This is a genomic window from Caulobacter rhizosphaerae (genome assembly GCF_010977555.1).
GTDB classification, from domain to species: domain Bacteria; phylum Pseudomonadota; class Alphaproteobacteria; order Caulobacterales; family Caulobacteraceae; genus Caulobacter; species Caulobacter rhizosphaerae.
Genome location: NZ_CP048815.1, coordinates 3,797,140 through 3,822,806 on the forward strand (window position 1 = coordinate 3,797,140; position 25,667 = coordinate 3,822,806).

Consider the following 25,667-nt stretch of genomic DNA (forward strand, 5'->3'; position numbering starts at 1 on the left):
ACGGCTCGGTCTGCAAATGGGTCCTCATCCTGAGCGTGTCGAAGGACAAGGACCACGCACAGCCTTGAGATGTCGATCGGTCCTAGTCCATCCCCAAGGTGGGAAAGAAGGTCCGGATATGCATCTGCGACGGTCGTCCGGGCTTCTTGTCGATGACCATCGTCGCGTACCGGCAGGGAAAGGTCCTCGCCCCGTCCCCCTGGGCGTAGCGCACGATCAGCGGGCGCGGAAGCTCGACATGCTTCAGGGTCCAGGGCTCGAAACGAGGGCGGGCCGTGTAAAAGTCGACCAGGATGGGCTCGGCTTCCGGCGAATTGAGCACCATCGCGCCGGCTGTCACCGCGTCGGCGAACGTGATGAAGGATGTGATCGCGACAATTCGTCCGTTGGTGTGGGGGCTGCTCCTGGCGTTCTGCATCCTCTGATTCAGAAACTGGTTCGAAGCGTTCACGTGCCGCTCGCCGGTATGCCCAATTCGGCGACCGTCCGACACGGCCACGCCTTCGGAATGCATGAAGATGGCCCGAACGTCGTTTTCGGAAAACACATGCGTATTCAACGCCACTACTCCTCCACCTATCCGAGCAGATCACCACCGCTGACTCGGGAAAACAAGACGCCGGAAGCCGCCAAGCCGATGGCGCTTCTCCCCTCTTGCCGCTAAATCCCCGCCATGCTGCGCATTTCCGACCTCAAGCTGCCGTTGGGGCATGACGCCGAGGCCCTGGCCCCGGCCATCTGCAACCGCCTGGGCATCCCTGAACGCGACCTGCTCAGCCACGCCATCGTGCGCCGGGCCCATGACGCGCGGAAGAAGGCCGCGATCCTGATGGTCTATACGGTCGACGTCGCCCTGCGCGACGAGGCGGCGGTGCTGGCGCGGTTCGAGCGCGACAGCCAGGTGCGGCCTAGGCCCGACACCGACTATCGCCTGGTCGCCCAGGCGCCCAAGGACTTCACCCGCCCCGTCGTGATCGGCGCCGGGCCTTGCGGCCTGTTCGCCGGACTGATCCTGGCCCAGATGGGCTTCAAGCCGATCATCCTGGACCGGGGCAAGGTGGTGCGCGAGCGGACCAAGGACACCTGGGGCCTGTGGCGGCGCGGCGAGCTGAACCCCGAGTCCAACGTCCAGTTCGGCGAGGGCGGGGCGGGCACCTTCTCGGACGGCAAGCTCTACAGCCAGATCAAGGACCCCCGCCACCTGGGCCGCAAGGTGTTGGAGGAGTTCGTCAAGGCCGGCGCCCCCGAGGAGATCCTGACCGAGGCTCACCCGCACATCGGCACCTTCCGCCTGGTGACCATGGTCGAGAGCATGCGGGAGACCATTGAGGCGCTGGGCGGCGAATACCGCTGGCAACACCGGGTCGACGACTTCGACATCGAGACCGCCGCCGACGGCGCACGCAAGCTGAAGGGCCTGCACCTGTCGACCGGCGACTATCTGGCGGCCGACCACGTGGTGCTGGCGGTCGGCCACAGCGCCCGCGACACGTTCCAGGTGCTGCACGACCGGGGCGTCCACATCGAGGCCAAGCCGTTCTCGATCGGGGTGCGGATCGAGCATCCGCAGTCGTGGATGGACAAGGCCCGCTTCGGGGCCTGCGCCGGCCATCCGGACCTGGGCGCGGCCGACTACAGCCTGGCCCACCACTGCGCCAACGGCCGCACGGTCTACAGCTTCTGCATGTGTCCGGGCGGCACGGTGGTGGCGGCGACGTCCGAGCCGAACCGGGTCGTGACCAACGGCATGAGCCAGTATTCGCGCAACGAGCGCAACGCCAACTCCGGCTTCGTGGTCGGCATCGACCCCGAGCGCGACTATCCGGGCCATCCGCTGGCCGGCATCGAGTTCCAGCGGAAGTGGGAAAGCCTGGCCTATGTGGCCGGCGGGTCGACCTACGCCGCCCCGGCCCAGAAGGTCGGCGATTTCCTGGCCGGCCGGCCGTCGGAGGCGCTGGGCGAGGTGCAGCCTTCGTATAGGCCCGGCATCAAGATGACCGACTTGGCCGAATGCCTGCCGCCGTTCGTGCTGGAGGCCATGCGCGAGGCCCTGCCGGTGTTCGGCCGCCAGATCGCCGGCTACGACCATCCCGACGTGCTGCTGACGGGCGTGGAGACCCGCACCTCCTCGCCGATCCGCATCACCCGCGGCAAGGACTTCCAGAGCCTCAATGTCGCGGGCCTTTTCCCGGCCGGCGAAGGCGCGGGCTACGCCGGCGGCATCCTCTCGGCGGCGGTCGACGGCATCAAGGTCGCCGAGGCGGTGGCGGCGGCTTATGTCGGGGATGGGGTATAGGGCGCTCCCTATCTTCCCACTCATCCCGACGAAAGTCGGACCCAAGCCGAGTTGGAAGGCTAGATTGCTGGGCCTGCTAGCGCGTCGCACCCCTTGCTGACAGACCGCTTGGGTCCCGACTTTCGTCAGGATGAGTGGATTTAAAAAGTATCGGAGACCTCCCCATGCTCAAGATCCTCGGCCGCACCTCCTCTCTGAACGTCCGCAAGGTGCTGTGGACGCTGGATGAACTGGGCCTGGCCTATGAGCGCGAGGACTGGGGCATGGGCTTCGCCTCGACCAAGTCGCCCGAGTTCCTGGCCCTGAACCCGAACGGCCTGGTGCCGGTGCTGATCGACGAGCAGGGCGCGCTGTACGAGAGCAACACCATCTGCCGCTACCTGGCCGCCCGCTACGGTCACGGCCACCTGCTGCCGATCGAGCCGCGGCCGCGCGCCGTGGTCGAACAGTGGATGGACTGGCAGGCCACCGACCTCAACCCGACCTGGGGCTACGCCTTCCTGGCCCTGGGCCGGCCGACGCCGGGCTATGACGACCGCGACAAGATCGCCGCCAGCGTCGAGGCCTGGAACCGGGCCATGGCCATCCTCGACCAGCGCCTGGCGCAGACCGGCGCCCACGTCGCCGGCCACGACTTCACCCTGGCCGACATCGTATTGGGCGTGTCGGTGCACCGCTGGATGGCGACGCCGATGGAGCGCGCGAACTTGCCGGCGGTCGCGGCCTATTATGCGCGGCTGAAAGAGCGTCCGGAATTCGGCCGGTGGGCCCTGGACGAGGTTCCCTAGCGGCGCCTGTTCACGCCCCCTTTTCGGCCGTTGCGCCGTGGAAGGGGCGGTGTTCATCTGAGGGCCTTGCATGTTCGGGGGTGAAACATGATCCGAAAGATCTTGCGCATCGGCGCGACGACCAGCCTGGTCCTGGCCGCCACCACCGCGATAGGCGCCGAGCCCCAGGTCCGATCCCGGGCCTTGCATGTCAATTCGGTTATCACGGCCTATGCCGACGGCTCGATTTCCATCGAACAGGATGTCCAGAATCGCCTCGGCCGGATCCAGCTTCTCAACCCCCAGCTCCATGCGGTCATCGCCCTGAACCCCCACGCCCTGGCCGACGCCCGGGCGCTGGACGCGGAGCGCACGGCCGGCAAGGCCCGGGGGCCGCTGCACGGCGTGCCGATCCTGCTGAAGGACAATATCGAGAGCGCCGACGACACGGCCACCACCGCCGGCTCCCTTGCCCTGAAGGACAATGTCACGGGCCGCGACGCACCGCTGGTCCGACGGCTGACGGACGCCGGCATGGTGATCCTGGGCAAGACCAATCTTTCGGAATGGGCCAATATCCGCTCCAGCCACTCGATCAGCGGCTGGAGCGCGGTGGGCGGCACGGTGCGCAACCCCTATGTGCTGGACCGCAGCGCCTGCGGCTCGTCCAGCGGTTCCGGGGCGGCGGTGGCGGCGGGCCTGGCCCCGGCGGCGATCGGCACCGAGACCGACGGCTCGATCACCTGCCCCGCGGCGATCAACGGCCTGGTCGGCCTCAAGCCCACCGTGGGCCTGGTGTCGCGCACCCACATCGTGCCGATCAGCCACACCCAGGACACCGCCGGGCCGATGACCCGCACGGTCGCCGACGCCGCCCTGGTCCTGACCGCCATCGCCGGGTCCGACCCCGCCGACCCGGCCACCCGCGAGGCTGACGCCCGCAAGACCGACTACGCCAAGGGCCTGTCCAAGGACGCGCTGAAGGGCGTGACCCTGGCCGTCGCCCGCTTCTACACCGGCTATTCGCCCAGCACGGACGCGGTGTTCGAACAGGCGCTGAGCGACCTGAAGGCCCAGGGCGCGACCCTGGTCGAGGTCAAAGCTTTCGACGAGGGCCCGATCGGCAAGGCCGAGGGCGTGGTGCTCTATACCGAGCTGAAGGTCGATCTGAACGCCTACCTGGCCTCGACCGACCCGGCCAAGGTCAGGACCCGCACGCTGGCGGACCTGATCGCCTTCAACAAGGCCACGCCCAAGGAACTGGAATGGTTCGGCCAGGAGAGTTTCGAGAAGGCGGAAGCCACCAAGGGTTATGACGATCCGGAGTACATCAAGGCCGTCGCCGACGGGAAGCGGTTGGCGGGGCCTGAGGGCATCGACAAGATCCTCAAGGACACGGGCGCGGTCGCCATCGTCGCCCCGACCACGGGGCCGGCCTGGACCATCGACCCGCTGAACGGCGACCATTACGGCGGCTCGTCCACCACCCTGCCCGCCGTGGCCGGCTATCCGCACCTGACCGTGCCAATGGGCCAGGTCGGCGGCCTGCCGGTGGGCTTGAGCTTCATCGGCCCGGCCTGGAGCGAGGCGCGGCTGCTGAACCTGGGCTATGCCTACGAGCAGGCCACCCATCGGCGGGTCGAGCCGAAGTTCCTGCTGACGGTGGCGCCATAGACACGGGGCCCGCCAAATGACGATCGGTCCTTAGCGTGCTCTGGCGCAGATGTTTTACACGTGTAATCATTCCTCATCATCGGGAGAGGAACAAGATCATGGTCACACGCCTCCTTCGCGCCGCCGGGGTCAGCCTGCTGGCCCTGGCCGTCGCCGCCCCCGCGGCCACCCCGGGCCTGGCCGCCGCGCCGCAGGACGGGCCGGTCACGCCCGAAGCCTGCGCGGCCCTTGGCTTCAGCGCCCCGGTCGAGGAACAACTGACGGTCTCGGCCAAGCGACGCACCGCGACGGCCGGCGTCCAGCCCCGTCCGGCTTTCATGCCGCCGGCCAACATGGCGACGCCGCCGCCTCTGCCGATCCCCCCGGTTCGCGAAGCCTTCGCCGGCCCGCCGCCACCTCCTCCGCCGCCGCCGCCACCACCGCCCAGCATGGCCTATCGGATAGCGCCGCCGGTGATCTCCGGCGTTCCTTCGGTTCCCAGCAACCGGGATACCGAACGCTACCCGGACGCCGTCGCCAACCCCGTCAAGCGCGTGGCCGAAGAGCCGGTCTCGACCTTTTCGATCGACGTCGACACCGCCGCCTACGCCAATGTCCGCCGCTTCCTCAACGAGGGCGCCGCCCCGCCGCACGACGCCGTGCGGGTCGAGGAGCTGGTCAACTACTTCGACTACGGCTACGCCCGGCCGGCCGCCCAGGAGCCGCCGTTCAAGCCGACCGTGGCCGTCGTCCCCTCGCCCTGGTCCAAGGACCGCCAACTGCTGCATATCGGCGTCCAGGGCTACGCCGCGCCACGCGCCGGCCAGCCGCCGCTGAACCTGGTCTTCCTGGTCGACACCTCCGGCTCGATGTCCGGGCCCGACCGCCTGCCCCTGGCCCAGAAGGCGCTGAACGTCCTGATAGACCAGCTACGGCCGCAGGACCGGGTGGCGATCGTGGCCTATGCCGGCTCGGCCGGGGCGGTGCTGTCGCCCACCGACGGACGCTCAAAGCTGAAGATGCGCTGCGCCCTGACGGCCTTGCATTCGGGCGGTTCGACGGCCGGCGGCCAGGGGCTGAAGCTGGCCTACGACCTGGCCCGGCAGAACTTCGACCCCAAGGCCGTCAACCGGGTGATCCTGATGACCGACGGCGACTTCAACGTCGGTATCGCCGAGCCGGCGCGCCTGAAGGACTTCGTGTCCGACCAGCGCAAGAGCGGCGTCTACCTGTCGGTCTACGGCTTTGGCCGCGGCAACTACAACGACACCATGATGCAGGCCCTGGCCCAGAACGGCAACGGGACGGCGGCCTATGTCGACAGCCTGCAGGAGGCCCGCAAGCTGCTGCGCGACGACTTCGACAGCGCCCTTTTCCCCATCGCCGACGACGTGAAGATCCAGGTCGAGTTCAACCCGGCCCAGGTCAGCGAATACCGGCTGATCGGCTACGAGACCCGGCTGCTCAATCGCGAGGACTTCAACAATGACCAGGTCGACGCCGGCGAGGTGGGCTCGGGCGCGGCGGTGACGGCGATCTACGAGATCACCCCCGCCGGGGCCAGGCCGTCGTCCGACCCGCTGCGCTACGGCGCCAAGCCGCCGCCGGCGACGGGCGGGCGCGAGCTGGCCTTCCTGAAGATCCGCTACAAGCCGCCCGGCGGTTCGGCCTCGAAGCTGATCGAGCGTCCGATCGGGGCCGGCGACGTGCGCGGCAGCCTGTCCGCCGCGCCGGAATCCACACGCTTCGCCGTGGCCGTCGCCGCCTACGGCCAGAAGCTGCGCGGCGATCCCTGGATCGACGCCGGCTTCGACTGGAGCGCGGTCACCGACCTCGCCCAGGGCGCGCGGGGCGAGGATCCCTACGGCCTGCGGGCCGAGTTCGTGCAGCTGACCCGAGCGGCCAAGGACGTGAAGGGGAGCTAGGTGATCAGCCCCAGGAACGCCAGGCGGTCACGCTGCTCGCGCGTTCCTGGGGTGAAATACTTCTCCGACCAGGCATCGGTGTCCTTGAGGGCGAAGACCTGGTTGGCCTCGAGCTTGGCGTCCTTGCGCGAGCGGAACCAGTAGTGCTCGAACATCCGCATGAAGTCGGCGACATAGACGTCGGCCACCGCGGTGTCGCCCCGGAAGACCAGCACATTGGAGTCGTTGGCCACCGTCGAGTTGGTCGAGAAGTTCGCCGAGCCGGTGACCAGCACTGGGTCGGCGCCGAACGGGTCGGCCAGGATGATCTTGGAGTGTATGTGGATGCCGGCATGATGGAAGCCCTCGTCCATCATCAGCCGATCACGATCCAGCTTGCGCTTCTGGAAGTCGGCCAGCTTGATGCCCTCGAACGGCTTGGCGACCGCCGCCATGTTCCCGGGATCGGCGTTGAGGGCGTCGATATTGCCCTTCTCGCCATAGGAGCCTTCCTTGTCGGCCAGCATGAACCGCATCGCCCCATCGGTCGGCGAGCCCAGCACGGCGCGGATCCTCTCGTGCAGGGCGAAGGGGGCGCTGACCATCAACACCTTGGCTGTCCTGCAGATGTCGGCATAGAGATCGATCATCCCCAGGCCGTTCTGCGGTGAGAACAGCGGCGTCGTCCCGTGCTGCAGCGCCGCCCGGTTCAGCGGCGTGGGCGTGATGACGTCGTTCCGGGCCTGGGTGGCGTCGATGCTCAGATCCTGGGCCAGCACCTGGAAGCCGGCCTCGTAGCGCTCGGCGACGGCGGTGTCGTAGACCGCATGACCGACGTTGAGCTGGCCGTAGACGCCGCCTTCGGTCCAGTTCGTGCCGCCGGTCCACACCGCGATCGGCTTCAGCGCACCCGCCGCGTCCTTGCGCAGCAGAACCAGATACTTGTTGTGCATGATGGCCGAGCCTTGGGTGCGCGGCGTGGTGGGGAATTCGACACCCAGGCTCTCGATCGCGTGCCGGTTCTCCTCCGCCGTCTTCCCGCCGTTGCGGGCGTGATAGACGATGTGCACCTCGGCGCCGCGTTTCTGGGCCTGGATCAGGGCCCGGATCGGCGTTGGCTTCTCGAATTCATAGATGCAGCCGTGCAGGGCGAAGTCCGGTCCATCGGCCTTGGCGATGAAAGCCACCAGCCCCTCTTCCAGGCCGCGCGACAGCCACGTCAGGGCTTCGGGAATGTCGTCGGGATCGTTGTCGCCGAACTTGTTGACATAGGCCTGGCTGGCGGCCGCCCCGCGATTGAAGAAGATCGAGGTGGCCGCGTTGCGATTGTCCTCGGTGCGCAGTTCCAGGCTGACGCCGCCGGGGATGGCGTCGAACCCGCCGGGGCGCTCGGCCATTATGCCCTGGGCCAGCACCTCGGCCGGCGTCCCGTAGCGGGCCACCACGCGGTAGCGGTAGAGCCGCCCCGGCTCGGTGGTGTAGTCGCCCCAGCGGAACTTCTGCAACGGCGCCCGCGCCGTGGTCACCCATTCGGGATTGGGATCGCTCATGAAGCGCAGCGAATTGGGCAGCCAGCGGCGATCGCCGGTGCCGACATCGGTGCGTTCGATCGAGAAGCCCAGGCATCCGCCGCGGCGCGCATCGGCCAGGTCGAACGCCAGCAACGCCGCGTGCGTCCCGGCGATCACCCGCACCGTCAAACCGTCCTTCGAAGCCCTCGCACGCATCACCCGCCTCCCCCGCCGCTTTATGCGGGAGAATGAACGAGCCGCACCTTAAAGGCGAGTCATGTTCGATGAACCGGAGTCACCGACCCGTCGGCATGTCCTTGAACGCCACGTCCTTGTCGGCCCGTACGTCGCCGGGCAGGCCGAGGACGCGTTCGGCGATGATGTTCTTGAGGATTTCGTCGGTGCCGCCGGCGATCCGCAGTCCCGGAGCCCACATCAGACTCTGCTGGAACGCCGCCTCCATGGGGGCCAAGGACGGATCGGTCAGTATGCCGTATTCGCCCAGGGCTTCGACCGCGGTGTTGGCCAGGTCCTGCAACTGGTTGGCCGAGATGATCTTGCCAATCGAGCTTTCCGGCCCCGGCGTCTGGCCGCGCGACAGGGCGGTCATGGTGCGGAATCGCGTGAACTTCAGCCCCTGGGAATTGACGTACCAGTCGGCCAGGTTCTCGCGGAACGCCTGGTCCTTCAGCGCCGGGCCGTTGACGCCCGGCAGGCCGCGGGCCAGTTCCATCACTTGGCGATAGTCGGGTCCGGCCGAGCCGCCGACCGCCAGGCGCTCGTTCATCAGGGTGACCAGGGCCACCTTCCAGCCATCGCCCACCGCGCCCAGCCGCTGGCTGTCCTTGACCCGCAGGTCGGTGAAATAGACCTCGTTGAAGTCGCGCCCGCCTGACATCTGGTGGATCGGCCGACACTCGACCGCCGGATCGCGCATGTCGATCCAGAACATGGTCAGCCCCTTGTGCTTGGGCACGTCGGGATCGGTGCGGACCAGAACGATGCCGTAGTCGCAGTAGTGGGCGCCGGTGGTCCAGACCTTCTGGCCGTTGATCACCCAATCCGCATCGGGGCCGTCGCCGTCCCTGACGGCGCGGGTGCGCAGGGCCGCCACGTCGGAGCCGCCGGCCGGTTCGGAGAACAGCTGGCACCAGATCTCCTCGCCCTTCACGGCCGGCGAGACGAAGCGCTGCTTGGTGGCGTCGTCGCCAAAGGCCATCACCGTGGGCACGCACATGCCCAGGCCGATCGTGAAATAGCCGTAGGAGACGCCCGCCTTGGCTTCCTCCTGACTGAAGATCACCGACTGGATCGGCGTGCCGCCGCCCCCGCCGATCGCCGCTGGCCAGGTGATGCAGGCGTAGCCCGCCGCGGCCTTGCGGGCCTGCCACGCCTTGGCCGCGGCCATGTGCTCGGGGGTCGTCGGCTTGGGCTCGCCATGCTCGACGCGATGGGCGGCGGCGTTCTCGACCAGCCAGGCGCGGGCCTTCTCGCGATAGGCGGCTTCCTCAGGGGAGTCGTTGAAATCCATTTTGGTTCTGCTTCCGTGGAACCGCCCTTGTCCTTCGACAAGCTCGGGATAGGGCTATGGGGGGCTCGGCGGTCACCTTCGAAATCCTCATCCTGAGCCTGTCGAAGGACGAGGATTTCGACGCCGCCTAGGCCGCGTTCTTCTTTTCAAGCTCGCTGACCAGCCGCTCTTTCCAGAGCTTGGGCGATCCCGCCACCAAGCTCAGTTGCCGCGAGCGGCGGTAGTAGAGGTGGCAATCGACGTCCCAGGTGAAGCCCATGCCGCCATGCACCTGCACGCTCTCCTTGCTGGCGAACCAGAAGGCGTCGGAAGCGGCGATGCGAGCGGCGGCGGCGGCGGTCGGCAGCTCCGGCGCGTCGACGTTCAGGGCCCAGGCCGCGTAGTAGGCGTTGGAGCGCGCCACCTCGTTCTTGACGTACATGTCGGCCAGCTTGTGCTTGATCGCCTGGTAGCCGGCGATGACCCGGCCGAACGCGTAGCGGCCCAGGGCGTACTCGCGGGCCATCTCCAGGCAGCGGTCGGCGCCGCCCAGCTGTTCGAAGGCCAGCAGCACGGCCGCGCGATCGAGGATCGCCTGAGCCAGCGCGAACCCTTGCCCCGCCTCGCCCAGCCGATCGGCGACGGCGCCGTCGAAGGTCAAGCGAGCCACGCCGCGGGTCGGATCCAGGCTTTCCAGGGTGTCCACCTTCACGCCCCCAGCCCGCAGGTCGACCAGGAACAGCCCGGGACGCCCGCCTTCGTTGGCCAGCACCAGCGCCATGTCCGCCGCGTCGCCGTCGGTGACCGGGATCTTCACGCCCGTCAGCTTGCCGCCCTCGACCTTGGCCTGCAGGGCCGAGGGCGTGATCACGCCGGGGCCTTCCGAGGTCGCCAGGCAGCCGATCAGCTCGCCGGCCGCAATGCGCGGCAGGATGGCGGCCTTCTGGGCCTCGGTCCCATGGGCCATCACCGCCTCGGCCAGGACGTAGACCGTCGAAGCGAACGGGATCGGCGCCACGGCCCGGCCCAGCTCCTCGGCGATGGCGCACAGCTCCACGCGGCCCAGGCCCAGCCCGCCGTGCGCCTCGGGAATGGCCGCGCCAAGCCAGCCCTGCTCGGCCACGGCGCGCCACAGCCCGGCGTCATAGCTTTTAGCCGGATCGTCGAGCACCCCGCGCACCACGGAGGACGGACAGCGGGCGGCGAGGAACTTGCGCGCCTCGTCCTTCAGGAACTTCTGGTCGTCGGAATAGTCGAAATCCACCTGGACTTCCTCCTTGGCCGCTCTCATGGCGGCGTCGGACGCACGATGAACGATCGTTCGCCCGAGGGAAAGATTGACCTCGCGTCAAGGATTTCAGGTTCTTATGGCGGCCCCGAACTCAGTGAGAACGCGTGCGTGGCCAAGACCGTCTTCCAGCGGAACCAGAAGGTGTGGGTCGAGAGCGTCGGCGCCTGGGCGACGATCGAGAAGATCGTGCCGATCTGGGCCAAGGGCTTCGACGAACCCGTACGGGTCACCTACGACGTCGGCCTGGGCCGCGAGTTCGCCGCCCACGAGTTGAGGCCCGAAGACCGCGTCGACGGGAGCGACGACGCCGCCACGGCCAACTGGCGCGTCCTGCGGGCCCGCAACAAGTGGCAGCAGGAGAGCGACTGCCTCCACCATCCCTATCCCGGCACCTATCCTGTGGTGGTCACCGATCCCAACGATTGGGGCGGCTGGCGCACGCCGGGGGCCGAATACGACCGCGATCCTCGCAAGATCGAGTTCCAGGCCCGGCTGATCGCCGCCGCGCCGCAGCTCCACGCCCTCGCCCGTCAACTGGTCGAGCTGGCCGCCGACCATCCCGAGGACGCGCCGCCCGCCCTGGTCGCCCTGGCTCAGCGCGCCTCGGCGATCGAGCGGAGCCTGCACGAAGTGCCGGCGGCCGAGGTGGCCCTGGGCGTGGTCGAGGCGGGTTGAAGCTTTAGTCGAAGACCTCGACAATCGGCTGAGCCGTTTCCGAACGGGCCTGAAAGTTCCCCTTCTTCCAGGCCTGATAGAGGACGATCACGGCCACGCCGGTCCCGATCAGCATGGCCGGAACCGACGCTTCGGGACCGAACGCCCCGCCGCTCAGCCAATCGGGCGCGCCGGCCTTGGGTGCGCTCAGATAGAGGCTCTCCTGCACGGGTATGCCCGACACCCGCGCGCCCCAGATCCAGCCCTGCGTGAAATTCCAGGCCGCGTGCACGCCGATCGACACCCACAGACGGCCGGTCAGCAGGTAGAACGAGGCCAGCATCAGCCCAGCCTCCACCGCGATGGCGACGGCGGCCACGGGCGTGGCGTTGGGATTGGCCAGGTGCAGCGCGCCAAACAACGCCGCCGACAGGGCCAGGGCCGGCCAGGCTCCGAAAGCTCGCATCAGCAGCCGCAGCACAATGGCCCTGAAGATCAGTTCCTCGAACACCCCCGAAGCGACGCCAACATTGATCATCGCCAGGGGCGAAGAGGCCCGCGGACCGGAAATGTCGTAGAGACCGAAGGCCAGCAGGGCGGCGACCACGGCGCTCAGCATCGCGGCGCCGACCACGAGGCCGACCAGAAGCTCGGGTGCAGCCCGCCTCAAGCCCAGTTCGGCGGGCCAGCGGCCTTCGGCCAGTCGCACTATCCCGGCGTACAGCCCCAGCCCGACCGCGCTCAGCACCGCAACCACGACAAGGCTGAGCGGCGTGGCGGCGGCGCCTCGGGCGGGCTCCCCCGCCTGGCTGGCCACGGCGTAGAAGACCATGAAGAGGGCGAACAGCAGCCCGCCCCAGCCCAACGCCCGCAGCCAGCGCAACGGCCCCGGATGCAGGAAACGGCGCGCCCCGATGTCCAGGCCGACCGCCGATGATGAAACTTCCGTACGCCACATGAACCGGGTCCCCGAACGCAAGGGAACCTTTGGTGGGTTCGCGCGAGGGTTCAAGTGACGAACAGTTTAGGTAAGACCGCTGTCGCGCCTGGACAAATCGACGATCGGGCCAAGTGCGCCCTCGCCCCGCTCCCCGTCCTTGCCTACATTGCTGGAATGCGCACAGACACGCCCCAGCCCGTCCGGCTTTCGGACTATCGCCCGTTTCCGTTCCTGATCGAGACCACCAGCCTGGAGTTCCAGCTTGATCCCAGCGCGACGCGGGTCAAGGCGACCCTGAGCATCAAACGCAGCGGCGACGCCGCCGAGCCGCTGGTGCTGAACGGGGAACGCCTGAAGCTGATCTCGGCGGCCATCGACGGCCAGGGCCTGAGCGCCAACCAATACGCTCTCGACGCCGAACACCTGACGATCCACCAGGTCCCCGACGCCTTCGAGCTGACCACCGAGGTCGAGATCGATCCTTCCGCCAACAAGGCGCTGATGGGCCTCTACATGTCCGGCGGCCGGTTCTGCACCCAGTGCGAGGCCGAGGGCTTTCGGACCATCACCTTCTTCCCCGACCGCCCCGACGTCCTCAGCCGATTCACTGTGCGGATCGAGGCGGACGCGGCGTTCCCCTACCTGCTGAGCAACGGCAACCTTTGGGAAGGCGGAGAGGTGGACTCCAGCCAGCCGGACGGTCGTCACTACGCCGTCTGGAACGATCCCTTTCCCAAGCCCGCCTATCTGTTCGCCCTCGTCGCCGGCGAACTGGACGTGCTGGAGGACAGCTTCGTCACCATGAGCGGCCGCACGGTGGCGCTGAAGGTGTTCGTCGACCCCGGCCAGGCTCCTCGCGCCGCCTACGCGCTGGACGCCCTCAAGCGGGCGATGAAGTGGGACGAGGAGGCGTTCGGCCGCGAGTACGACCTGGACCTGTTCATGATCGTCGCCGTGCGCGACTTCAACTTCGGGGCCATGGAGAACAAGGGGCTGAACATCTTCAACAGCTCCCTGCTGTTGGCCGCGCCTGAAACCGCCACCGACATGGACTACGAGCGCATCGAGAGCGTCGTGGCCCACGAATATTTCCACAACTGGACCGGCAACCGCATCACCTGCCGCGACTGGTTCCAGCTGTGTCTGAAGGAGGGCCTGACCGTCTTCCGCGACCAGAGCTTCAGCGCGGACATGCGCGGCGAGGCCGTCCAGCGGATCAAGGACGTCAAGGCCCTGCGCGCCCGGCAATTCGCCGAGGACGCCGGTCCCCTGGCCCACCCGGTGCGCCCCAACAGCTACCTGAAGATCGACAACTTCTACACGGCCACGATCTACGAGAAGGGCTCGGAACTGATCCGGATGCTCAAGACCATCCTGGGCGCCGAAACCTTCCGCAAGAGCCTGGACCTCTATTTCGAGCGCCACGACGGCGAGGCGACCACCGTCGAAGCCTTCATCGCCTGTTTCGCCGACGCCTCTGGTCGCGACATGAGCGACTTCTTCGCCTGGTACGAACAGGCCGGCACGCCGGCGGTGTCGCTGGCCCATGCCTATGACGAGACGGCCAAGACGCTGGAGATCACCCTGACCCAGTCGACCGCGCCGACCAACGGTCAGCCGATTAAGCGCGCCCTGCCCGTGCCCGTGACCATCGGTCTGCTCGACGGCGAGGGCGAGGTGCTGCGCGACAGCGAGGTGGTCCTGCTCGACGCGCCCGCCAGCACCGTGCGCTGGGAGGGCGTTGAGCGCGCGCCCGTCATCTCGGCCCTGCGCGGCTTCTCGGCGCCGGTGAACCTGACCACCGACACTCGGTCGGTCGACCGCTATGTGCAGTTCGCCGCCGACCCGGACCTGTTCAATCGCTGGGAAGCCGGCCAGACCCTGGCCCGCGAACTGGTCCTGGGCCGCGCGGCCGGCACGCCCGACGAGGTCGGCGAGGAGCGCTACGCCGACGCCCTGGGCAAGGCCCTGGTCGACGACGCCTCGGATCCGGCCTTCAAGGCCCTGCTGCTGGCCCTGCCCACCGAGGGCGACCTCAGCCTGGCGGTCGATCCGGTCGATCCCGCCGCGATCCACGCGGCCCGCGTCCACCTGAAGGCCGTCATCGCCGTCCACCTGGGCGACCTGCTGCGGCGGCTGCACGGCGACCTGCAGAGCGGCGGAGAGTTTTCGGCCGATGCTCGGGCGGCCGGCAAGCGCGCCCTGCGCAACGCCTGCTGCGACCTGCTGGCGGCCGACCCGCACGCGGTCAATGTCGAACGGGTCGTTGGCCATTTCGAAAGTGCGGCCAACATGACCGACGCCATCGGCGGGCTGTCAGCCCTGGTGGCGATCGGTGGCGCACCGGCCGAGAAGGCTCTGGCCGCCTTTCACGCCCAGTGGCGGCACGAGCCGCTGGTGCTGGACAAGTGGTTCGCCGCCCAGGCTCGTGATCCTGGCGAAGGCGCGATCGGCCGCATCCTGGCCCTGACCGCCCATCCCGACTTCGACGCCGGCAACCCCAACCGGTTGCGAGCCCTGGTCCAGGGCTTCTCCAGCGGCAATCCGGCCCGCTTCCACGACGAGACCGGCGCCGGCTATCGCTTCTTGGCGGACCAGATCCTGGCCGTCGACGGCTTCAATCCGATGACGGCGGCCAGGCTGGTCGAACCGCTCGGGGCCTGGCGGCGCTACGTGCCTGAACTGGGCGCCCTGATGCGCCAACAACTGGAGCGCATTCGCGAGCATGTGGGCCTGTCGAAAAACGTCCTGGAGCTGGTGTCCCGGGCCCTGGACTAGAAATCCCGTCCGCGGACGGCGAAGTCTGGGATGATTCTTCGGCGCCACAGTTGCGACTAAAGGGCCCATCCCCGGCCAAAACCAAGGTTCGGCGGTGACGCGGCCCTTTGGCGTGCGGTAGATTCACCATGTCGGCGAAGTGACTCGCCAAGTGTTTGCGGGAGCATTGGGCGTTGGAGCGTGGCGGGGCGAGAACCGGGAGGCTGGCGGGAGCCGGTCTTTCGGCGGCGGGCGCGGCCCGCTCGCGCGCCGCACGGTCGCCGTCCCAGGCCTATGTGCGTCTGGCGATCCTGGCCGCCTTGCTGCTGCTGGCGGTCTATACCGCCTTCGGCGTGAGCCGGCTCAAGGACGAGGCCAATACACCGCCGGGCGGCGCCGGCCTGGCCGTCCAGGCCAAGCTGGTCGCAGCGGCCGCCGAGACCAACCTGGCCGCGCAGCGGGCCGGACTGTCGGCGGCCTCCGACCTGCTCCAGCGGGAGCCCAACGCCCCTATCGATGCGGCCGAAACGGCCCTGCGCGCCGCGGGCGGCGAGGCCATGGCCGTGGCCGTGGTCAGTGCGACTGATGTCTTGGCCGTCGCCGGTCGCGATCCTTCGGCCGACTGGAAAGTCGCCGCCCGTTCGGCCGGCGCCTCCGGCCGTAGTCTGTGGATCGGGGGCGGGACCACCGGCCGCCTCTATGTCGTCATGGCCACGCCCGTCGCGGGCGGTCGCGGCTTCGTCATCGCCTCCAGCGACCCCGTTCGCCTGATCGCCGAGCCCACCAAGGGCGCGGTCAGCGCCCTGATGCTGTCCGACGGTCGGATCCTGGCTTCAGGAGGGCGGTCGATCAAGGGCGCGACCGATCTGCGGGAGGCGTTCTCGCTGTCCCTCGACGATCTTGGATCCAGCGCGGCCGCCCTGCGTGGGCAGTCGGTCGACGGCCAGGCTCTCGACGTGGCGATCCAGCCCCTGGCCCAGGGCGACCTGCTGGCGGCCGCCGGCGCCCAACCACGCACCGTGGCCAATGTCGACCGCCAGGTCATGGAAGGCGCCTTCTCGCTGCTGGCCCCGCTGGCGGTCGGCATCGCCCTGGCCCTGATGCTGATGCTGCAGAGCCGCCGCGTCGAGACCGCCCAGCAGGAATTCGTCGACAGCGAGCAGCGGTTCCGCCTTGCCGTGGAAGCCGCCCGCTGCGGCATCTGGGAGTGGGAGCTGGGCGGCGACCAGGTGTTCATGTCCGACGTCACCGGCGCGATGTTCGGCTGGGGCGGCGGCGGCGTGGTGCCGGGCCAGGAGTTGCTGGACCGAGTCTCGGTCGACCATCGCGACAAGGTCCGCCAGGCCCTTGCCAACGCCGCGACCTATGGCGCGTTCGACGTGTCGTTCCGAGTCCCGGCCCGCGACGGCGGCCGCGCCATCTGGATCGACGCCCGCGGCCAAGGCTTCGGCAAGCCCGGCGAGGACGGCTATTCGCGGATCATCGGCGTGGCGCTGGACGTCACTGAGGAGCGCCTGGCCCAGGCCCGCGCCCAGGCCGCCGAGAACCGGCTGCGCGACGCCATCGAGAGCGTGTCCGAGGCCTTCGTGCTGTGGGACCGCCAGGGCCGGTTGCTGATGTGCAACCGCAACTACCGCAACGTCTTCAACCTCGAGCCCAAGCTGCTCAAGCCCGGCGCGCCGCGCAACGAGGTCAACCGTTTCGCCGCGCTGGCCATCAGACATGACCAGCCGGCCCCCGACGGCGCCAAGGGCGTACGCGAAGCCGAGCTGAACGACGGCCGCTGGATCCAGATCAGCGAGCGGCGCACGGCCGAAGGCGGCCTGGTGATGACCGCCGCCGACATCACGGCCATCAAGAACCAGGAAGAGGCCCGTCGCCTTAACGAGGAGCAGTTGCAGCACGCCGTCGCTGGCCTGGAGCGCTCGCAGGAACAGCTGGCGGAACTGGCTCGCAAGTACGAGATGGAGAAGGTCAAGGCCGAGGGCGCCAACAAAGCCAAGAGCGAGTTCCTGGCCAACATGTCCCACGAGCTGCGCACGCCGCTGAACGCCATCAACGGCTTCTCCGAGATCATGATGAACGAGATGTTCGGCCCGCTCGGCGACCAGCGCTACAAGGGCTACAGCCTCGACATCCACAATTCCGGTCAGCACCTGCTGGCCCTGATCAACGACATCCTCGACATGTCCAAGATCGAGGCCGGCAAAATGAACCTGAAGTTCGAGCCGCTGAACCTCGAGGACGTCACCGAGGACGCCGTGCGCCTGGTGCGCAATCGCGCCGAAGCCGCAGGCCTGAAACTGGAAATCGACTTCCCCCCCCTGCCCGAGGTCGAGGCCGACTACCGGGCCGTCAAGCAGGTGCTGCTGAACCTGCTGTCCAACGCCATCAAGTTCACGCCCCGCGCCGGCCGGGTCACGGTCCGCGCCGAGGTGCGCCGCGACCCGCTGGGCGAGCGGGTGCGGGTCTCGGTCACCGACACCGGCATCGGCATCGCCGCCGAGGACCTGGCGCGCCTGGCCAAGCCGTTCGAGCAGGTCGAGAGTCAACACGCCAAGACCACCCAGGGCACCGGCCTGGGCCTGGCCCTGACCAAGTCGCTGGTCGAGATGCATGACGGCGCGCTGGAGATGACCTCCACCCCGGGCGAAGGCACCACGGTCAGCTTCATCCTGCCGATCAACCAGAGCGGCCTGTCGTCCCTGCGCGACTTCGCGGCGGCCTGACCTTCGGGTGAAGAAGGTCCTGTTCGTCTGCAGCCAGAACAAGCTGCGCAGCCCCACGGCGGAGCAGGTGTTTTCCACCTGGCCCGGCGTCGAGGCGACCTCGGCTGGGACCAATCACGACGCGGAAGAGCCCCTGACCTGCGAGCTCGTCGAATGGGCCGACCTGATCTTCGTGATGGAGCGCACCCATCGCAACAAGCTGTCCAAGCGTTTCAAGCGGCACATCAAGGGGCGGGTGATCTGCCTGAACATCCCCGACGACTACGCCTTCATGGACCCGGCGCTGGTGACCCTGCTCAAGGCCCGGGTCGCCCCGCACCTGCCCTAGGTCCGCCGCCAGGCGAGCATGTGCGGGAAGGGCCTCGCACCGGCGGCCTTGGCGCGGTGGGGTTCGACCGTCAGGCCCCACATGGCCAGCATCGGGACGCCGACATAGCCGCCCTGGCTGAACATCTCGGCCAGAGCCTTGCCGCCGCCGCGATAGCCGCCGTCGTGGAACGGCACCGAGGCGTCCAGCCCCATGTGCGTCGCGGCGGCGAAGGACCAGGCCAGGGCGGCCATCTCCTCGCCGGGATCGTCGGAGACGCCCTCGTCAGGTCGGCCCGGATCGCTCACCGCCACGTGGCCGGCTTCGTGCAGCAGGTCGCCCGGCCAGGCCAGGCGCGCCGGATCGACTTGCAGACCGTCGCCCGTCACCGCCACGCCCGGCAGGAAGGTCTCGCCCTCCAGAGCCGAGACCTCGACCGGGATGCCCACCTGGCGCAGGAACGCGACGATGCGGCCGACCAACGGGTCGGCGAACTCACTGGCCAAGATCTCGGCCGCGCCTGGCGTCACCGCTCATCCTCCTGCCTGGAGCGGATCAAAGCCGCCCGTCGCGCCTTCGTAAAGCGGGCCCTTCGCGGGCCGAAAAATGGGGTGCGTTCCGATCGCTTTGGGCGGACCGTTCTGCAACGGCCGAGCTCGGCCCATCGTCGGACCCGCCCATGACTTTCCGTCCCTTCCCCGCCGCGGCGCTGAGCGCTGCCCTGCTGTGCAGCGCAGCGCCCCTGGCTCAAGCCGCCGTGATCGGAACCAACACGCCCGCCCAGTCCATAAGCGCCGCGCGCATCGACGCCCTGCCCGCCCAGGACCGCGGCGCCTGGAAGGCCTACCTGGCGCGCTCCGAGCAGCAGAACCTGGCCGATCGGGCGGCCCTGGCCGCCGAGCTGAAACCGGACCAGCCGCCCCCGCCGCCGCCTGAAGAAGGTCCCGGCGGTCCCAAGGCCATGCCGCTTGACCGCGACGCGGCCTGGTACGCCACGCCCGAGGCTCGCCATATCGCCGACGTCATCGTCAGCTTCCAGACTCCGGCTGGCGGCTGGAGCAAGAACCAGCCGCGCACCGGCGCCCTGCGCCAGCCGGGCCAGCCCTACGCCGCCGACAACGTCTCCAAGCATCTGGGCGTGGACGACTTCGACACCCCGCGCGATCCGCGCTGGAACTATGTCGGCACCCTGGACAACGACGCCACCATCACCGAGCTGCGGTTCCTGGCAAGGGTCGCCGGCCAGGAACCGGGCGCGGAAGGCGAGGCCTGGCGGGCCAGCTTCCTGCGGGGCGTGCGCTACCTGCTGGCGGCCCAGTTCCCGAACGGCGGCTGGCCTCAGGTCTGGCCGCTGGAAGGCGGGTATCACGACGCCATCACCTATAACGACGACGCCGTCACCGAGGCCGCGTCCCTGCTGACCGACGTCGCCAACGGCCAGGGCGACTACGCCTTCGCGCCGGCCGAGCTTCGCAAGCAAGCCGCTTCGGCCGCCGACCGGGCGGTGACCTGCGTCCTGGCCACCCAGGTCATCGTCGACGGCAAGCGCACGATCTGGGCCCAGCAACACGACGCCTTGACCCTGAAGCCGGTGGCGGGCCGCAACTTCGAACCGGCCGAGCTGTCGACCGAAGAAAGCGCCGACCTGCTGCTCTATCTGATGAGCCTGCCCAACCCGTCGCCAACCCTGGTGAAAGCCGTCCACGCCGGCGCCGACTACCTGTCCGCCCACGCGATCTACAACCAGGCCTGGGCGGGAGGACGCGACACCGAGGGCGGCCGTCGGCTGACGCCCAAGCCGGGCGCCGGCCCGCTGTGGGCCCGCTACTACGCCAAGGCCACCAACACCCCTGTGTTCGGCGACCGCGACAAGACCATCCATGACGACGTCAACGCGCTGAGCCTGGAGCGCCGCAATGGCTACGCCTGGTTCAACACCAGCCCAAAAAAGGCGCTGGACGCCTACGCCGCCTGGAAAAAGGCCCATCCGGCGGCGGGCTGAGGCGGCGTCATGAACCCGTCGCCAAACCCTCGTCGAAGCGTCGCGCGCTTGCCCTAACACCCCGGACCTTGAAACGCCCGACAGGGGCGGAGGTCGGAGGGTTCCATGCTCATCAAATCTGCTCGCCACGTCCTGCTGGCGGCCAGCGCGTTCGGCGTGCTGGCGATCGCCTCGGTCGCCCAGGCGGCGGACGTCCCGCTCTCGGCCGCGGTCGAGCCGGCCGCCGAACCCGCCGAACCCGCCGACGCGGTCGAGCAACTGCTGGTCACCAGCCTGTCCGCCACCCGCTCGGCCGTGCAGCTCAGCGGTTCGGAAATGCAGAAGATCCTGCCGGGCCTTTCGCCACTGAAGGCGATCCAGACCCTGCCGGGCGTGCTCTACGTGACCGCCGACCCCTGGGGCAACAACGAGCAGAACACCTCGCTGTTCATCCACGGCTTCAACGGCCAGCAGCTGGGCTACACCCTGGACGGCGTGCCGCTGGGCGACCAGAGCTACGGCAACTACAACGGCCTGTCGCCGCAGCGCGCGGTGATCAGCGAAGCGGTCGGCAAGGTCATCCTGTCGTCGGGCGCCGGCTCGCTGGGCACCGCTTCGACCAGCAATCTGGGCGGCGCCGTCGAGACCTTCACCAGCGATCCGCGCGCCCAGTTCGGCGGCCAGCTGAACGAAACGGTCGGCAGCTACGCGACCACCCGCACCTTCCTGCGCGTCGACACCGGCACGTTCGGCGGCAACAACACCGCCTATTTCGCCTACGCCCACCAGGACGCCCGGGCCTGGGACTTCCGCGGCCACCAGGGCGGCGACCAGGCCAACCTGAAATACGTTCGCGACGGCGAGGCCGGCAAGCTGACGTTCTACCTGTCCTATTCCGACAAGATCGAGCCGAACGAGGACGGCACCACCCGCTACATCCCGGGCCGCGCCGGCAAGCCCTATGACAGCTACCAGCCCTACACCCGACCGTTCTTCTATCCGGACTTCCACGCGGCGCTGGACTATCTGGACGCGGCCGGCAACTACCCCGTCTCGGAAGGCGAGAACTACCGCAACTATTTCAGCGCCGCCCAGCGCACCGACTATCTGAGCTACCTGAAATACGACGCCAAGCTGGCCGACAACGTCACCTGGTCGAACCAGGTCTACTATCACGACGACCACGGCCGCGGCATCGTCGCGGGCCCGATCCGGGTGGCGGGCCTGCCGGCCCTGTTCAACTTCTATTTCCCCAATCAGGACCTGAAGAAGGTGTTCGGCAATTCGGGCTATGCGACCCGCACCACCGAGTACCAGATCGATCGCCTGGGCGGGATCTCGACCCTGAACGCCACGATCGGCGACCACCAGATCGAGGCCGGCTTCTGGTACGAGCACAACAAGTCGTCGGCCTATCGCCGCTGGTACCCGTTCGACGTCAACCACCCGACCACGCCCTACGACGTGCCGACCGGCTGGCTGATCACCCAGTACGGCAGCGAGATCGACAACAAGGTCTACCAGTTCCACATCCAGGACCAGTGGCGCATCCGCGAGAACCTGGTGCTGCAGGGCGGCTTCAAGAGCAGCGTGCAGGACGCCACGGGCGCGGTGCCGGTGCAGCCGATCGTCGGCTCTCTGGTCAACTCGACCGGCCTGCCGGTTGGCAACATCAAGACCAAGGAGTGGTTCCTGCCCCAGCTGGGCGCGGTGTGGACGCTGGACGGCGGCATGGAGGCCTTCGTCAACGTCCAGAAGAACCTGCGCCACTTCCAGACCTATGGCGGCGGCGGCCTGTCGCCGTTCAGCCTGGGCAGCCAGGCGGCTTTCGACCAGTTCAAGCGGACCGCCGAACCTGAAACCGCCTGGACTTACGAGGCCGGCGTGCGGGGCAAGCGCGAGGTCGCCTTCGGGCCGATCACCGGCATCGACGGCCAGCTGAGCGTCTATCACACCGACTTCAGCAACCGCCTGCTGGGCGTGGCGCCGTCGGCGGCGGCGATCTCGATCATCGGCGGCGCGGCCATCGTCCAGAATGTCGGCGCGGTGAAGACCGACGGGGTCGACCTGGCCCTGACCCTGCAGCTGGGCGATCACTTCTCGTTCTACGACGCGGTCTCCTACAACCGGTCGGTCTATCAGGACGACTATACCAGCGGCTCGACCACGGTCGGCGGCGTCATCACCCCGACGGTCGTGCGCATCGCCGGCAAGAAGGTCCCCGGCAGCCCCGAATGGATGAACAAGTTCGTGGCCAGCGCCAATTTCGGCGCGTTCGAGGCCCAGCTGATCGGCGACTATGTCGGCGAACGGTTCGCGACCTACACCAACGACCTGAAGGTGGACAGCTACCTGCTGCTGAGCCTGCAGGTCAGCTACGACTTCCAGACCCCAGCCAACTGGCCGATCGACAACCTGAAACTCAGCGCCAACGTCACCAATCTCGGCCAGAAGAAGGGCGACCTGAACGTCACCGTCTCGCAGCCGGCCGGCAGCTATTCGACCTTCCCGATCCCGCCGCGCCAGGGGTTCGTCACCCTGTCCACGCGGTTCTAGCGTCGAGCGGCCCGGCGCCGATCCTCCCCTTTCGGCCCCGCGGGCCTGCTCGCGTCGAACGCCCCCGGACCTTGCGTCCGGGGCGTTTTTCGTCGGGCGGACCAAAATACTTAGGCAATTGCCAAACTATCTGTTGACGCTAGGCGCGGCGTGAAGATACTTAGGCACATGACTAACCAACAACCCTCGCTCGACCTGATGTTCCAGGCGCTGGCCGATCCCAGCCGGCGCAGCATCGTCGAGCGGCTCTGCGCCGGCCCGGCCTCGGTCAGCGAACTGGCCCAGCCCCTGGCGATGTCCCTGCCCTCGGTGATGCAGCACCTGCAGCTGCTGGAGGGCAGCGGCCTGATCCGCTCGGAGAAAGTGGGACGGGTGCGGACCTGCCGCCTGGAACCGGAGGCCCTCAGCGCCGCCGAGACCTGGATCAACGAACGCCGCGTGCTCATGGAACGCAAGCTCGACCGCCTGGGGGAGTACCTGCGCGCCACGGCCGGCGACGAAGACAACTGACCTTCAACACACGCAAAGAGGATACGACCATGACCGAACGCTCCGTTGTCCACGCCACCTTCGTCATCAACCGGGTCTACGACGCCTCGCCGGCCCGGGTGTTCAAGGCGTTCTCCAATTCCGAGGCGCGCGACCGCTGGTTCGTGAAGTCGGAGGGCTGGCCGGTGGCCGAATACACCTACGATTTCCGGGTCGGCGGGCAGGAGCACGGCCGCTTCAGCCCCGACGGCAAGATGATCGTCCTGAACGAGACCACCTACTGGGACATCGTCCCGGACCAGCGGATCATCAGCGCCTACGCCATGGACATCGACGGCAACCGCATCTCGGTGTCGGTCGCCACGATCGAGCTGAAGCCGGAGGGCAAGGGCACGCGCCTGACCTACACCGAACAGGGCGCGTTCCTGGACGGCTACGACATCCCCGCCCAGCGCGAGGCCGGGTGCCGCGACCTCTACGAAAAGCTGGCGGTCGAGCTGGAGCGCCAGGGCGAAGACGCCTGACGCCGCGCCACGAGCCGGGGACACGCCCGTAAACGTGTCCCCGCCCCCCTTTCCGGAGTTCCCATGTCCCTGACCCTGCACATGCACCCGCTGGCCTCGTACTGCTGGAAGGTGCTGATCGCCCTCTACGAGAACGACACCCCGTTCGAGGCCCGTCTGGTCGACCTGAGCGACCCCGCGGTCGTGGCCGCGTTCAAGACGCTGTGGCCGACGGCCAAGATGCCGCTGCTGGTCGACAAGGCGCGCGACCGTACGGTCCCGGAAACCTCGATCATCATCGAATACCTGCAGACGGCCTATCCCGGTCCGGTGCGGTTCATCCCCGACCACGCCGAGGCCGCGCTGCGGGTGCGGTTGCTGGACCGCCTGTTCGACAACTATGTCCAGGAGTCGATGCAGAAGATCGTCGGCGATCGGATAAGGCCGGCCGACGCCAAGGACCCGCATGGCGTGGCCCACGCCCGCGCGCAGCTGGCCATGGCCTACGACCTGCTGGAAGGCCAGTTGGCGGGACGGACCTGGGCGGCGGGCGAGGCCTTCGGCCTGGCCGACTGCGCCGCGGCCCCGGCCCTGTTCTACGCCAACAAGGTGGCGCCGCTGGGCGGGAGCCACCCCACGGTCTCGGCCTATCTCGACCGCCTGCTGGCCCGTCCGTCGTTCGCGCGGGTGCTGCAGGAGGCCGAACCCTATTTCGCGATGTTCCCGACCGGGGACTGAGCTTCGAGTGAACCGGCCTTCGAACCCGGTGCGTGGTCCTCGTCCTTCGGCAAGCTCAGGATGAGGACCATTGTGCGGGCGGTGGCGGTAGAAAACCTCATCCTGAGCCTGCCGGAGGACGAGGTTTCCAGGGCCGGATGGGCGGCTTGGCCTCCTCAGGCCAGGCTGTCGGCCTCCCAGGCCAGGAACTCGGGTGTCTGCAGCAGGCGCTCGCAATAGGCGCCGGCCGCGCCGGTGTCGCCATAGTCCGACAGGTGGATCCCATAGGTGCGGAAGCGGGTCGCCACCGGGGTGTAGAAGGCGTCGGCGATCGACCAGTCGCCCAGCAGGAACGGGCCGCCCGAGCGCTTGAGCAGCTGGTTCCAGCGCTCGACGATCTTGCGCACGTCCTTCTGGGTGGCCTCGGAGATCGCCACGGCGGCGGGGGCGACTTCCAGCGCCATCGGGCATTCGCCGCGCAGCGAGCTGAAGCCTGAATGCATCTCCGCCGCCGCCGACCGGCCCAGGGCGCGCAACGCGGCGTCCTGCGGCCACAGCTTGGCGGCCGGGAACGTCTCGGCCAGATATTCGCAGATCGCCAGCGAATCCCAGACCACCAGGTCGCCGTCCTTGAGCGCCGGCACCAGATGGCTGGGCGAGTGCTTGGCGATCTCGGCCTCGGAGGCTCCGGCCTGGCGCAGCTCGATCACCGTTTCCTTGAACGGTTGGCCCGTGCGCTTCAGCGCCAGCCAGGGGCGCAGCGACCAGCTGGACCACTTCTTGGTGCCGACGACGATTTCCATGGCGAGCCTCCTTGGCGAACGGGGGGAGCCCTGGGCTTAGCCCGGGCGCTCGTCCGGGACAACGCCGCCAGCTGTCGCCTAGTCGTTTTCGCCGGCCGGCGGCCGTGGAAAGACGTAGGCCCAGGGACACGGCTCGGCGGGCGGGCCAGGATCGCGGGCCAGGGCGCGGAGCGTCCGGGCGCGGTTCAGTTCCTCGACGGGAACGATCTCGGCGGACCGGGCGGTCGGCGCGGGTTGCGGACGGGGCAAGGCGTACATGGCGGACCTCCTGCAAGACCGTCTGTCGCGGCCGTGCGCCC

Annotated in this window: 21 protein-coding genes; 13 read left to right on the forward strand and 8 right to left on the reverse strand. The window is 68.4% G+C overall.

Features of this window, described 5'->3' with window-relative positions:
- Window positions 1-82 precede the first annotated feature (82 nt).
- Complete coding sequence (locus G3M57_RS17425; RefSeq protein WP_163231974.1) at window positions 83-565, reverse strand: hypothetical protein; 483 nt, start codon at window positions 563-565, stop codon at window positions 83-85.
- A 108-nt stretch (window positions 566-673) separates the two neighbouring features.
- Here G3M57_RS17425 and G3M57_RS17430 point away from each other — a divergent pair, with 108 nt between their 5' ends.
- The 4 genes from G3M57_RS17430 (at window position 674) to G3M57_RS17445 (ending at window position 6,641) form a co-directional block, all read left to right on the forward strand.
- Window positions 674-2,296: an NAD(P)/FAD-dependent oxidoreductase gene (locus G3M57_RS17430; RefSeq protein ID WP_163231976.1), complete on the forward strand. Its 1,623-nt coding sequence runs from the start codon at window positions 674-676 to the stop codon at window positions 2,294-2,296.
- A 164-nt stretch (window positions 2,297-2,460) separates the two neighbouring features.
- Entirely contained in the window at window positions 2,461-3,084 is a 624-nt protein-coding gene (locus tag G3M57_RS17435; RefSeq protein WP_163231978.1) for a glutathione S-transferase family protein, read from the forward strand.
- A gap of 87 nt (window positions 3,085-3,171) precedes the next feature.
- Entirely contained in the window at window positions 3,172-4,737 is a 1,566-nt protein-coding gene (locus G3M57_RS17440; protein WP_163231980.1) for an amidase, read from the forward strand.
- A gap of 98 nt (window positions 4,738-4,835) precedes the next feature.
- Window positions 4,836-6,641 (forward strand): vWA domain-containing protein, encoded by a 1,806-nt coding sequence (locus G3M57_RS17445; protein WP_163231982.1) that lies wholly within the window; start codon window positions 4,836-4,838, stop codon window positions 6,639-6,641.
- Here the strand turns inward: G3M57_RS17445 and G3M57_RS17450 are convergent.
- The 3 genes from G3M57_RS17450 to G3M57_RS17460 form a co-directional block, all read right to left on the reverse strand.
- On the reverse strand, window positions 6,638-8,347 hold the full coding sequence (locus tag G3M57_RS17450) for a phospholipase D-like domain-containing protein (RefSeq protein ID WP_163231984.1): 1,710 nt from the start codon (window positions 8,345-8,347) through the stop codon (window positions 6,638-6,640). The two genes, G3M57_RS17445 and G3M57_RS17450, sit on opposite strands and share 4 nt — an antisense overlap.
- Window positions 8,348-8,426: 79 nt before the next feature.
- Entirely contained in the window at window positions 8,427-9,662 is a 1,236-nt protein-coding gene (locus tag G3M57_RS17455) for an acyl-CoA dehydrogenase family protein (RefSeq protein ID WP_163231986.1), read from the reverse strand.
- A 127-nt stretch (window positions 9,663-9,789) separates the two neighbouring features.
- A complete protein-coding gene (locus G3M57_RS17460; RefSeq protein WP_163233779.1) occupies window positions 9,790-10,905 on the reverse strand; it encodes an acyl-CoA dehydrogenase family protein in 1,116 nt (371 codons plus the stop codon).
- A gap of 135 nt (window positions 10,906-11,040) precedes the next feature.
- On the opposite strand from G3M57_RS17460, the gene G3M57_RS17465 reads away from it, so the two are divergent.
- Entirely contained in the window at window positions 11,041-11,607 is a 567-nt protein-coding gene (locus G3M57_RS17465; RefSeq protein ID WP_056762913.1) for a hypothetical protein, read from the forward strand.
- 4 nt (window positions 11,608-11,611) lie between these two features.
- Here G3M57_RS17465 and G3M57_RS17470 read toward each other — a convergent pair whose 3' ends face one another.
- Window positions 11,612-12,544 (reverse strand): CPBP family intramembrane glutamic endopeptidase, encoded by a 933-nt coding sequence (locus G3M57_RS17470; protein WP_163231988.1) that lies wholly within the window; start codon window positions 12,542-12,544, stop codon window positions 11,612-11,614.
- Window positions 12,545-12,700: 156 nt separating this feature from the next.
- Between G3M57_RS17470 and pepN the strand changes: the two genes are divergently transcribed.
- The 3 genes from pepN to G3M57_RS17485 all read left to right on the forward strand — a co-directional run bounded on the left by pepN (window position 12,701) and on the right by G3M57_RS17485 (window position 18,340).
- Window positions 12,701-15,304: an aminopeptidase N gene (gene pepN, locus G3M57_RS17475; protein WP_163231990.1), complete on the forward strand. Its 2,604-nt coding sequence runs from the start codon at window positions 12,701-12,703 to the stop codon at window positions 15,302-15,304.
- A gap of 173 nt (window positions 15,305-15,477) precedes the next feature.
- On the forward strand, window positions 15,478-18,012 hold the full coding sequence (gene pleC / locus G3M57_RS17480; protein ID WP_056762921.1) for a cell cycle histidine kinase PleC: 2,535 nt from the start codon (window positions 15,478-15,480) through the stop codon (window positions 18,010-18,012).
- A gap of 7 nt (window positions 18,013-18,019) precedes the next feature.
- Window positions 18,020-18,340, forward strand: a complete 321-nt coding sequence (locus G3M57_RS17485) for a low molecular weight protein tyrosine phosphatase family protein (RefSeq protein ID WP_163231992.1) — start codon at window positions 18,020-18,022, stop codon at window positions 18,338-18,340.
- Here G3M57_RS17485 and G3M57_RS17490 read toward each other — a convergent pair.
- Window positions 18,337-18,849 (reverse strand): hypothetical protein, encoded by a 513-nt coding sequence (locus G3M57_RS17490; RefSeq protein WP_056756289.1) that lies wholly within the window; start codon window positions 18,847-18,849, stop codon window positions 18,337-18,339. The two genes, G3M57_RS17485 and G3M57_RS17490, sit on opposite strands and share 4 nt — an antisense overlap.
- 149 nt (window positions 18,850-18,998) lie before the next feature.
- On the opposite strand from G3M57_RS17490, the gene pelA reads away from it, so the two are divergent.
- The 5 genes from pelA (at window position 18,999) to G3M57_RS17515 (ending at window position 24,586) form a co-directional block, all read left to right on the forward strand.
- A complete protein-coding gene (gene pelA / locus G3M57_RS17495) occupies window positions 18,999-20,321 on the forward strand; it encodes a pectate lyase (protein ID WP_163231994.1) in 1,323 nt (440 codons plus the stop codon).
- Between the two features lie 105 nt (window positions 20,322-20,426).
- The gene (locus tag G3M57_RS17500) at window positions 20,427-22,856 is read left to right on the forward strand and encodes a TonB-dependent receptor (RefSeq protein WP_163231996.1); all 2,430 of its coding nucleotides are present in this window, start codon (window positions 20,427-20,429) and stop codon (window positions 22,854-22,856) included.
- Between the two features lie 168 nt (window positions 22,857-23,024).
- Window positions 23,025-23,366 carry an ArsR/SmtB family transcription factor gene (locus tag G3M57_RS17505; protein ID WP_056756297.1) on the forward strand — a complete coding sequence of 114 codons (342 nt, stop codon included), beginning with the start codon at window positions 23,025-23,027 and terminating at the stop codon, window positions 23,364-23,366.
- A gap of 29 nt (window positions 23,367-23,395) precedes the next feature.
- Window positions 23,396-23,869 carry an SRPBCC family protein gene (locus G3M57_RS17510; RefSeq protein ID WP_056756300.1) on the forward strand — a complete coding sequence of 158 codons (474 nt, stop codon included), beginning with the start codon at window positions 23,396-23,398 and terminating at the stop codon, window positions 23,867-23,869.
- 63 nt (window positions 23,870-23,932) lie between these two features.
- Window positions 23,933-24,586, forward strand: coding sequence for a glutathione S-transferase family protein (locus tag G3M57_RS17515; protein WP_163231998.1), 654 nt, complete (start codon window positions 23,933-23,935; stop codon window positions 24,584-24,586).
- A gap of 155 nt (window positions 24,587-24,741) precedes the next feature.
- Here G3M57_RS17515 and G3M57_RS17520 read toward each other — a convergent pair whose 3' ends face one another.
- On the reverse strand, window positions 24,742-25,368 hold the full coding sequence (locus G3M57_RS17520) for a glutathione S-transferase family protein (protein ID WP_163232000.1): 627 nt from the start codon (window positions 25,366-25,368) through the stop codon (window positions 24,742-24,744).
- A gap of 78 nt (window positions 25,369-25,446) precedes the next feature.
- Window positions 25,447-25,626: a hypothetical protein gene (locus tag G3M57_RS17525; RefSeq protein WP_056756310.1), complete on the reverse strand. Its 180-nt coding sequence runs from the start codon at window positions 25,624-25,626 to the stop codon at window positions 25,447-25,449.
- Between the last annotated feature and the right edge of the window lie 41 nt (window positions 25,627-25,667).

Excerpts from the sequence above, each read along its gene's own strand:
- G3M57_RS17525 (WP_056756310.1), bottom strand. The coding sequence starts at position 25,626 with ATGTACGCCTTGCCCCGTCCGCAACCCGCGCCGACCGCCCGGTCCGCC.
- G3M57_RS17500 (WP_163231996.1), top strand. The coding sequence starts at position 20,427 with ATGCTCATCAAATCTGCTCGCCACGTCCTGCTGGCGGCCAGCGCGTTC.
- G3M57_RS17470 (WP_163231988.1), bottom strand. The coding sequence starts at position 12,544 with ATGTGGCGTACGGAAGTTTCATCATCGGCGGTCGGCCTGGACATCGGG.
- G3M57_RS17445 (WP_163231982.1), top strand. The coding sequence starts at position 4,836 with ATGGTCACACGCCTCCTTCGCGCCGCCGGGGTCAGCCTGCTGGCCCTG.
- G3M57_RS17515 (WP_163231998.1), top strand. The coding sequence starts at position 23,933 with ATGTCCCTGACCCTGCACATGCACCCGCTGGCCTCGTACTGCTGGAAG.
- pepN (WP_163231990.1), top strand. The coding sequence starts at position 12,701 with ATGCGCACAGACACGCCCCAGCCCGTCCGGCTTTCGGACTATCGCCCG.
- G3M57_RS17455 (WP_163231986.1), bottom strand. The coding sequence starts at position 9,662 with ATGGATTTCAACGACTCCCCTGAGGAAGCCGCCTATCGCGAGAAGGCC.
- G3M57_RS17430 (WP_163231976.1), top strand. The coding sequence starts at position 674 with ATGCTGCGCATTTCCGACCTCAAGCTGCCGTTGGGGCATGACGCCGAG.
- G3M57_RS17435 (WP_163231978.1), top strand. The coding sequence starts at position 2,461 with ATGCTCAAGATCCTCGGCCGCACCTCCTCTCTGAACGTCCGCAAGGTG.
- G3M57_RS17440 (WP_163231980.1), top strand. The coding sequence starts at position 3,172 with ATGATCCGAAAGATCTTGCGCATCGGCGCGACGACCAGCCTGGTCCTG.
- G3M57_RS17505 (WP_056756297.1), top strand. The coding sequence starts at position 23,025 with ATGACTAACCAACAACCCTCGCTCGACCTGATGTTCCAGGCGCTGGCC.
- G3M57_RS17510 (WP_056756300.1), top strand. The coding sequence starts at position 23,396 with ATGACCGAACGCTCCGTTGTCCACGCCACCTTCGTCATCAACCGGGTC.
- G3M57_RS17520 (WP_163232000.1), bottom strand. The coding sequence starts at position 25,368 with ATGGAAATCGTCGTCGGCACCAAGAAGTGGTCCAGCTGGTCGCTGCGC.
- pelA (WP_163231994.1), top strand. The coding sequence starts at position 18,999 with ATGACTTTCCGTCCCTTCCCCGCCGCGGCGCTGAGCGCTGCCCTGCTG.
- G3M57_RS17450 (WP_163231984.1), bottom strand. The coding sequence starts at position 8,347 with ATGCGTGCGAGGGCTTCGAAGGACGGTTTGACGGTGCGGGTGATCGCC.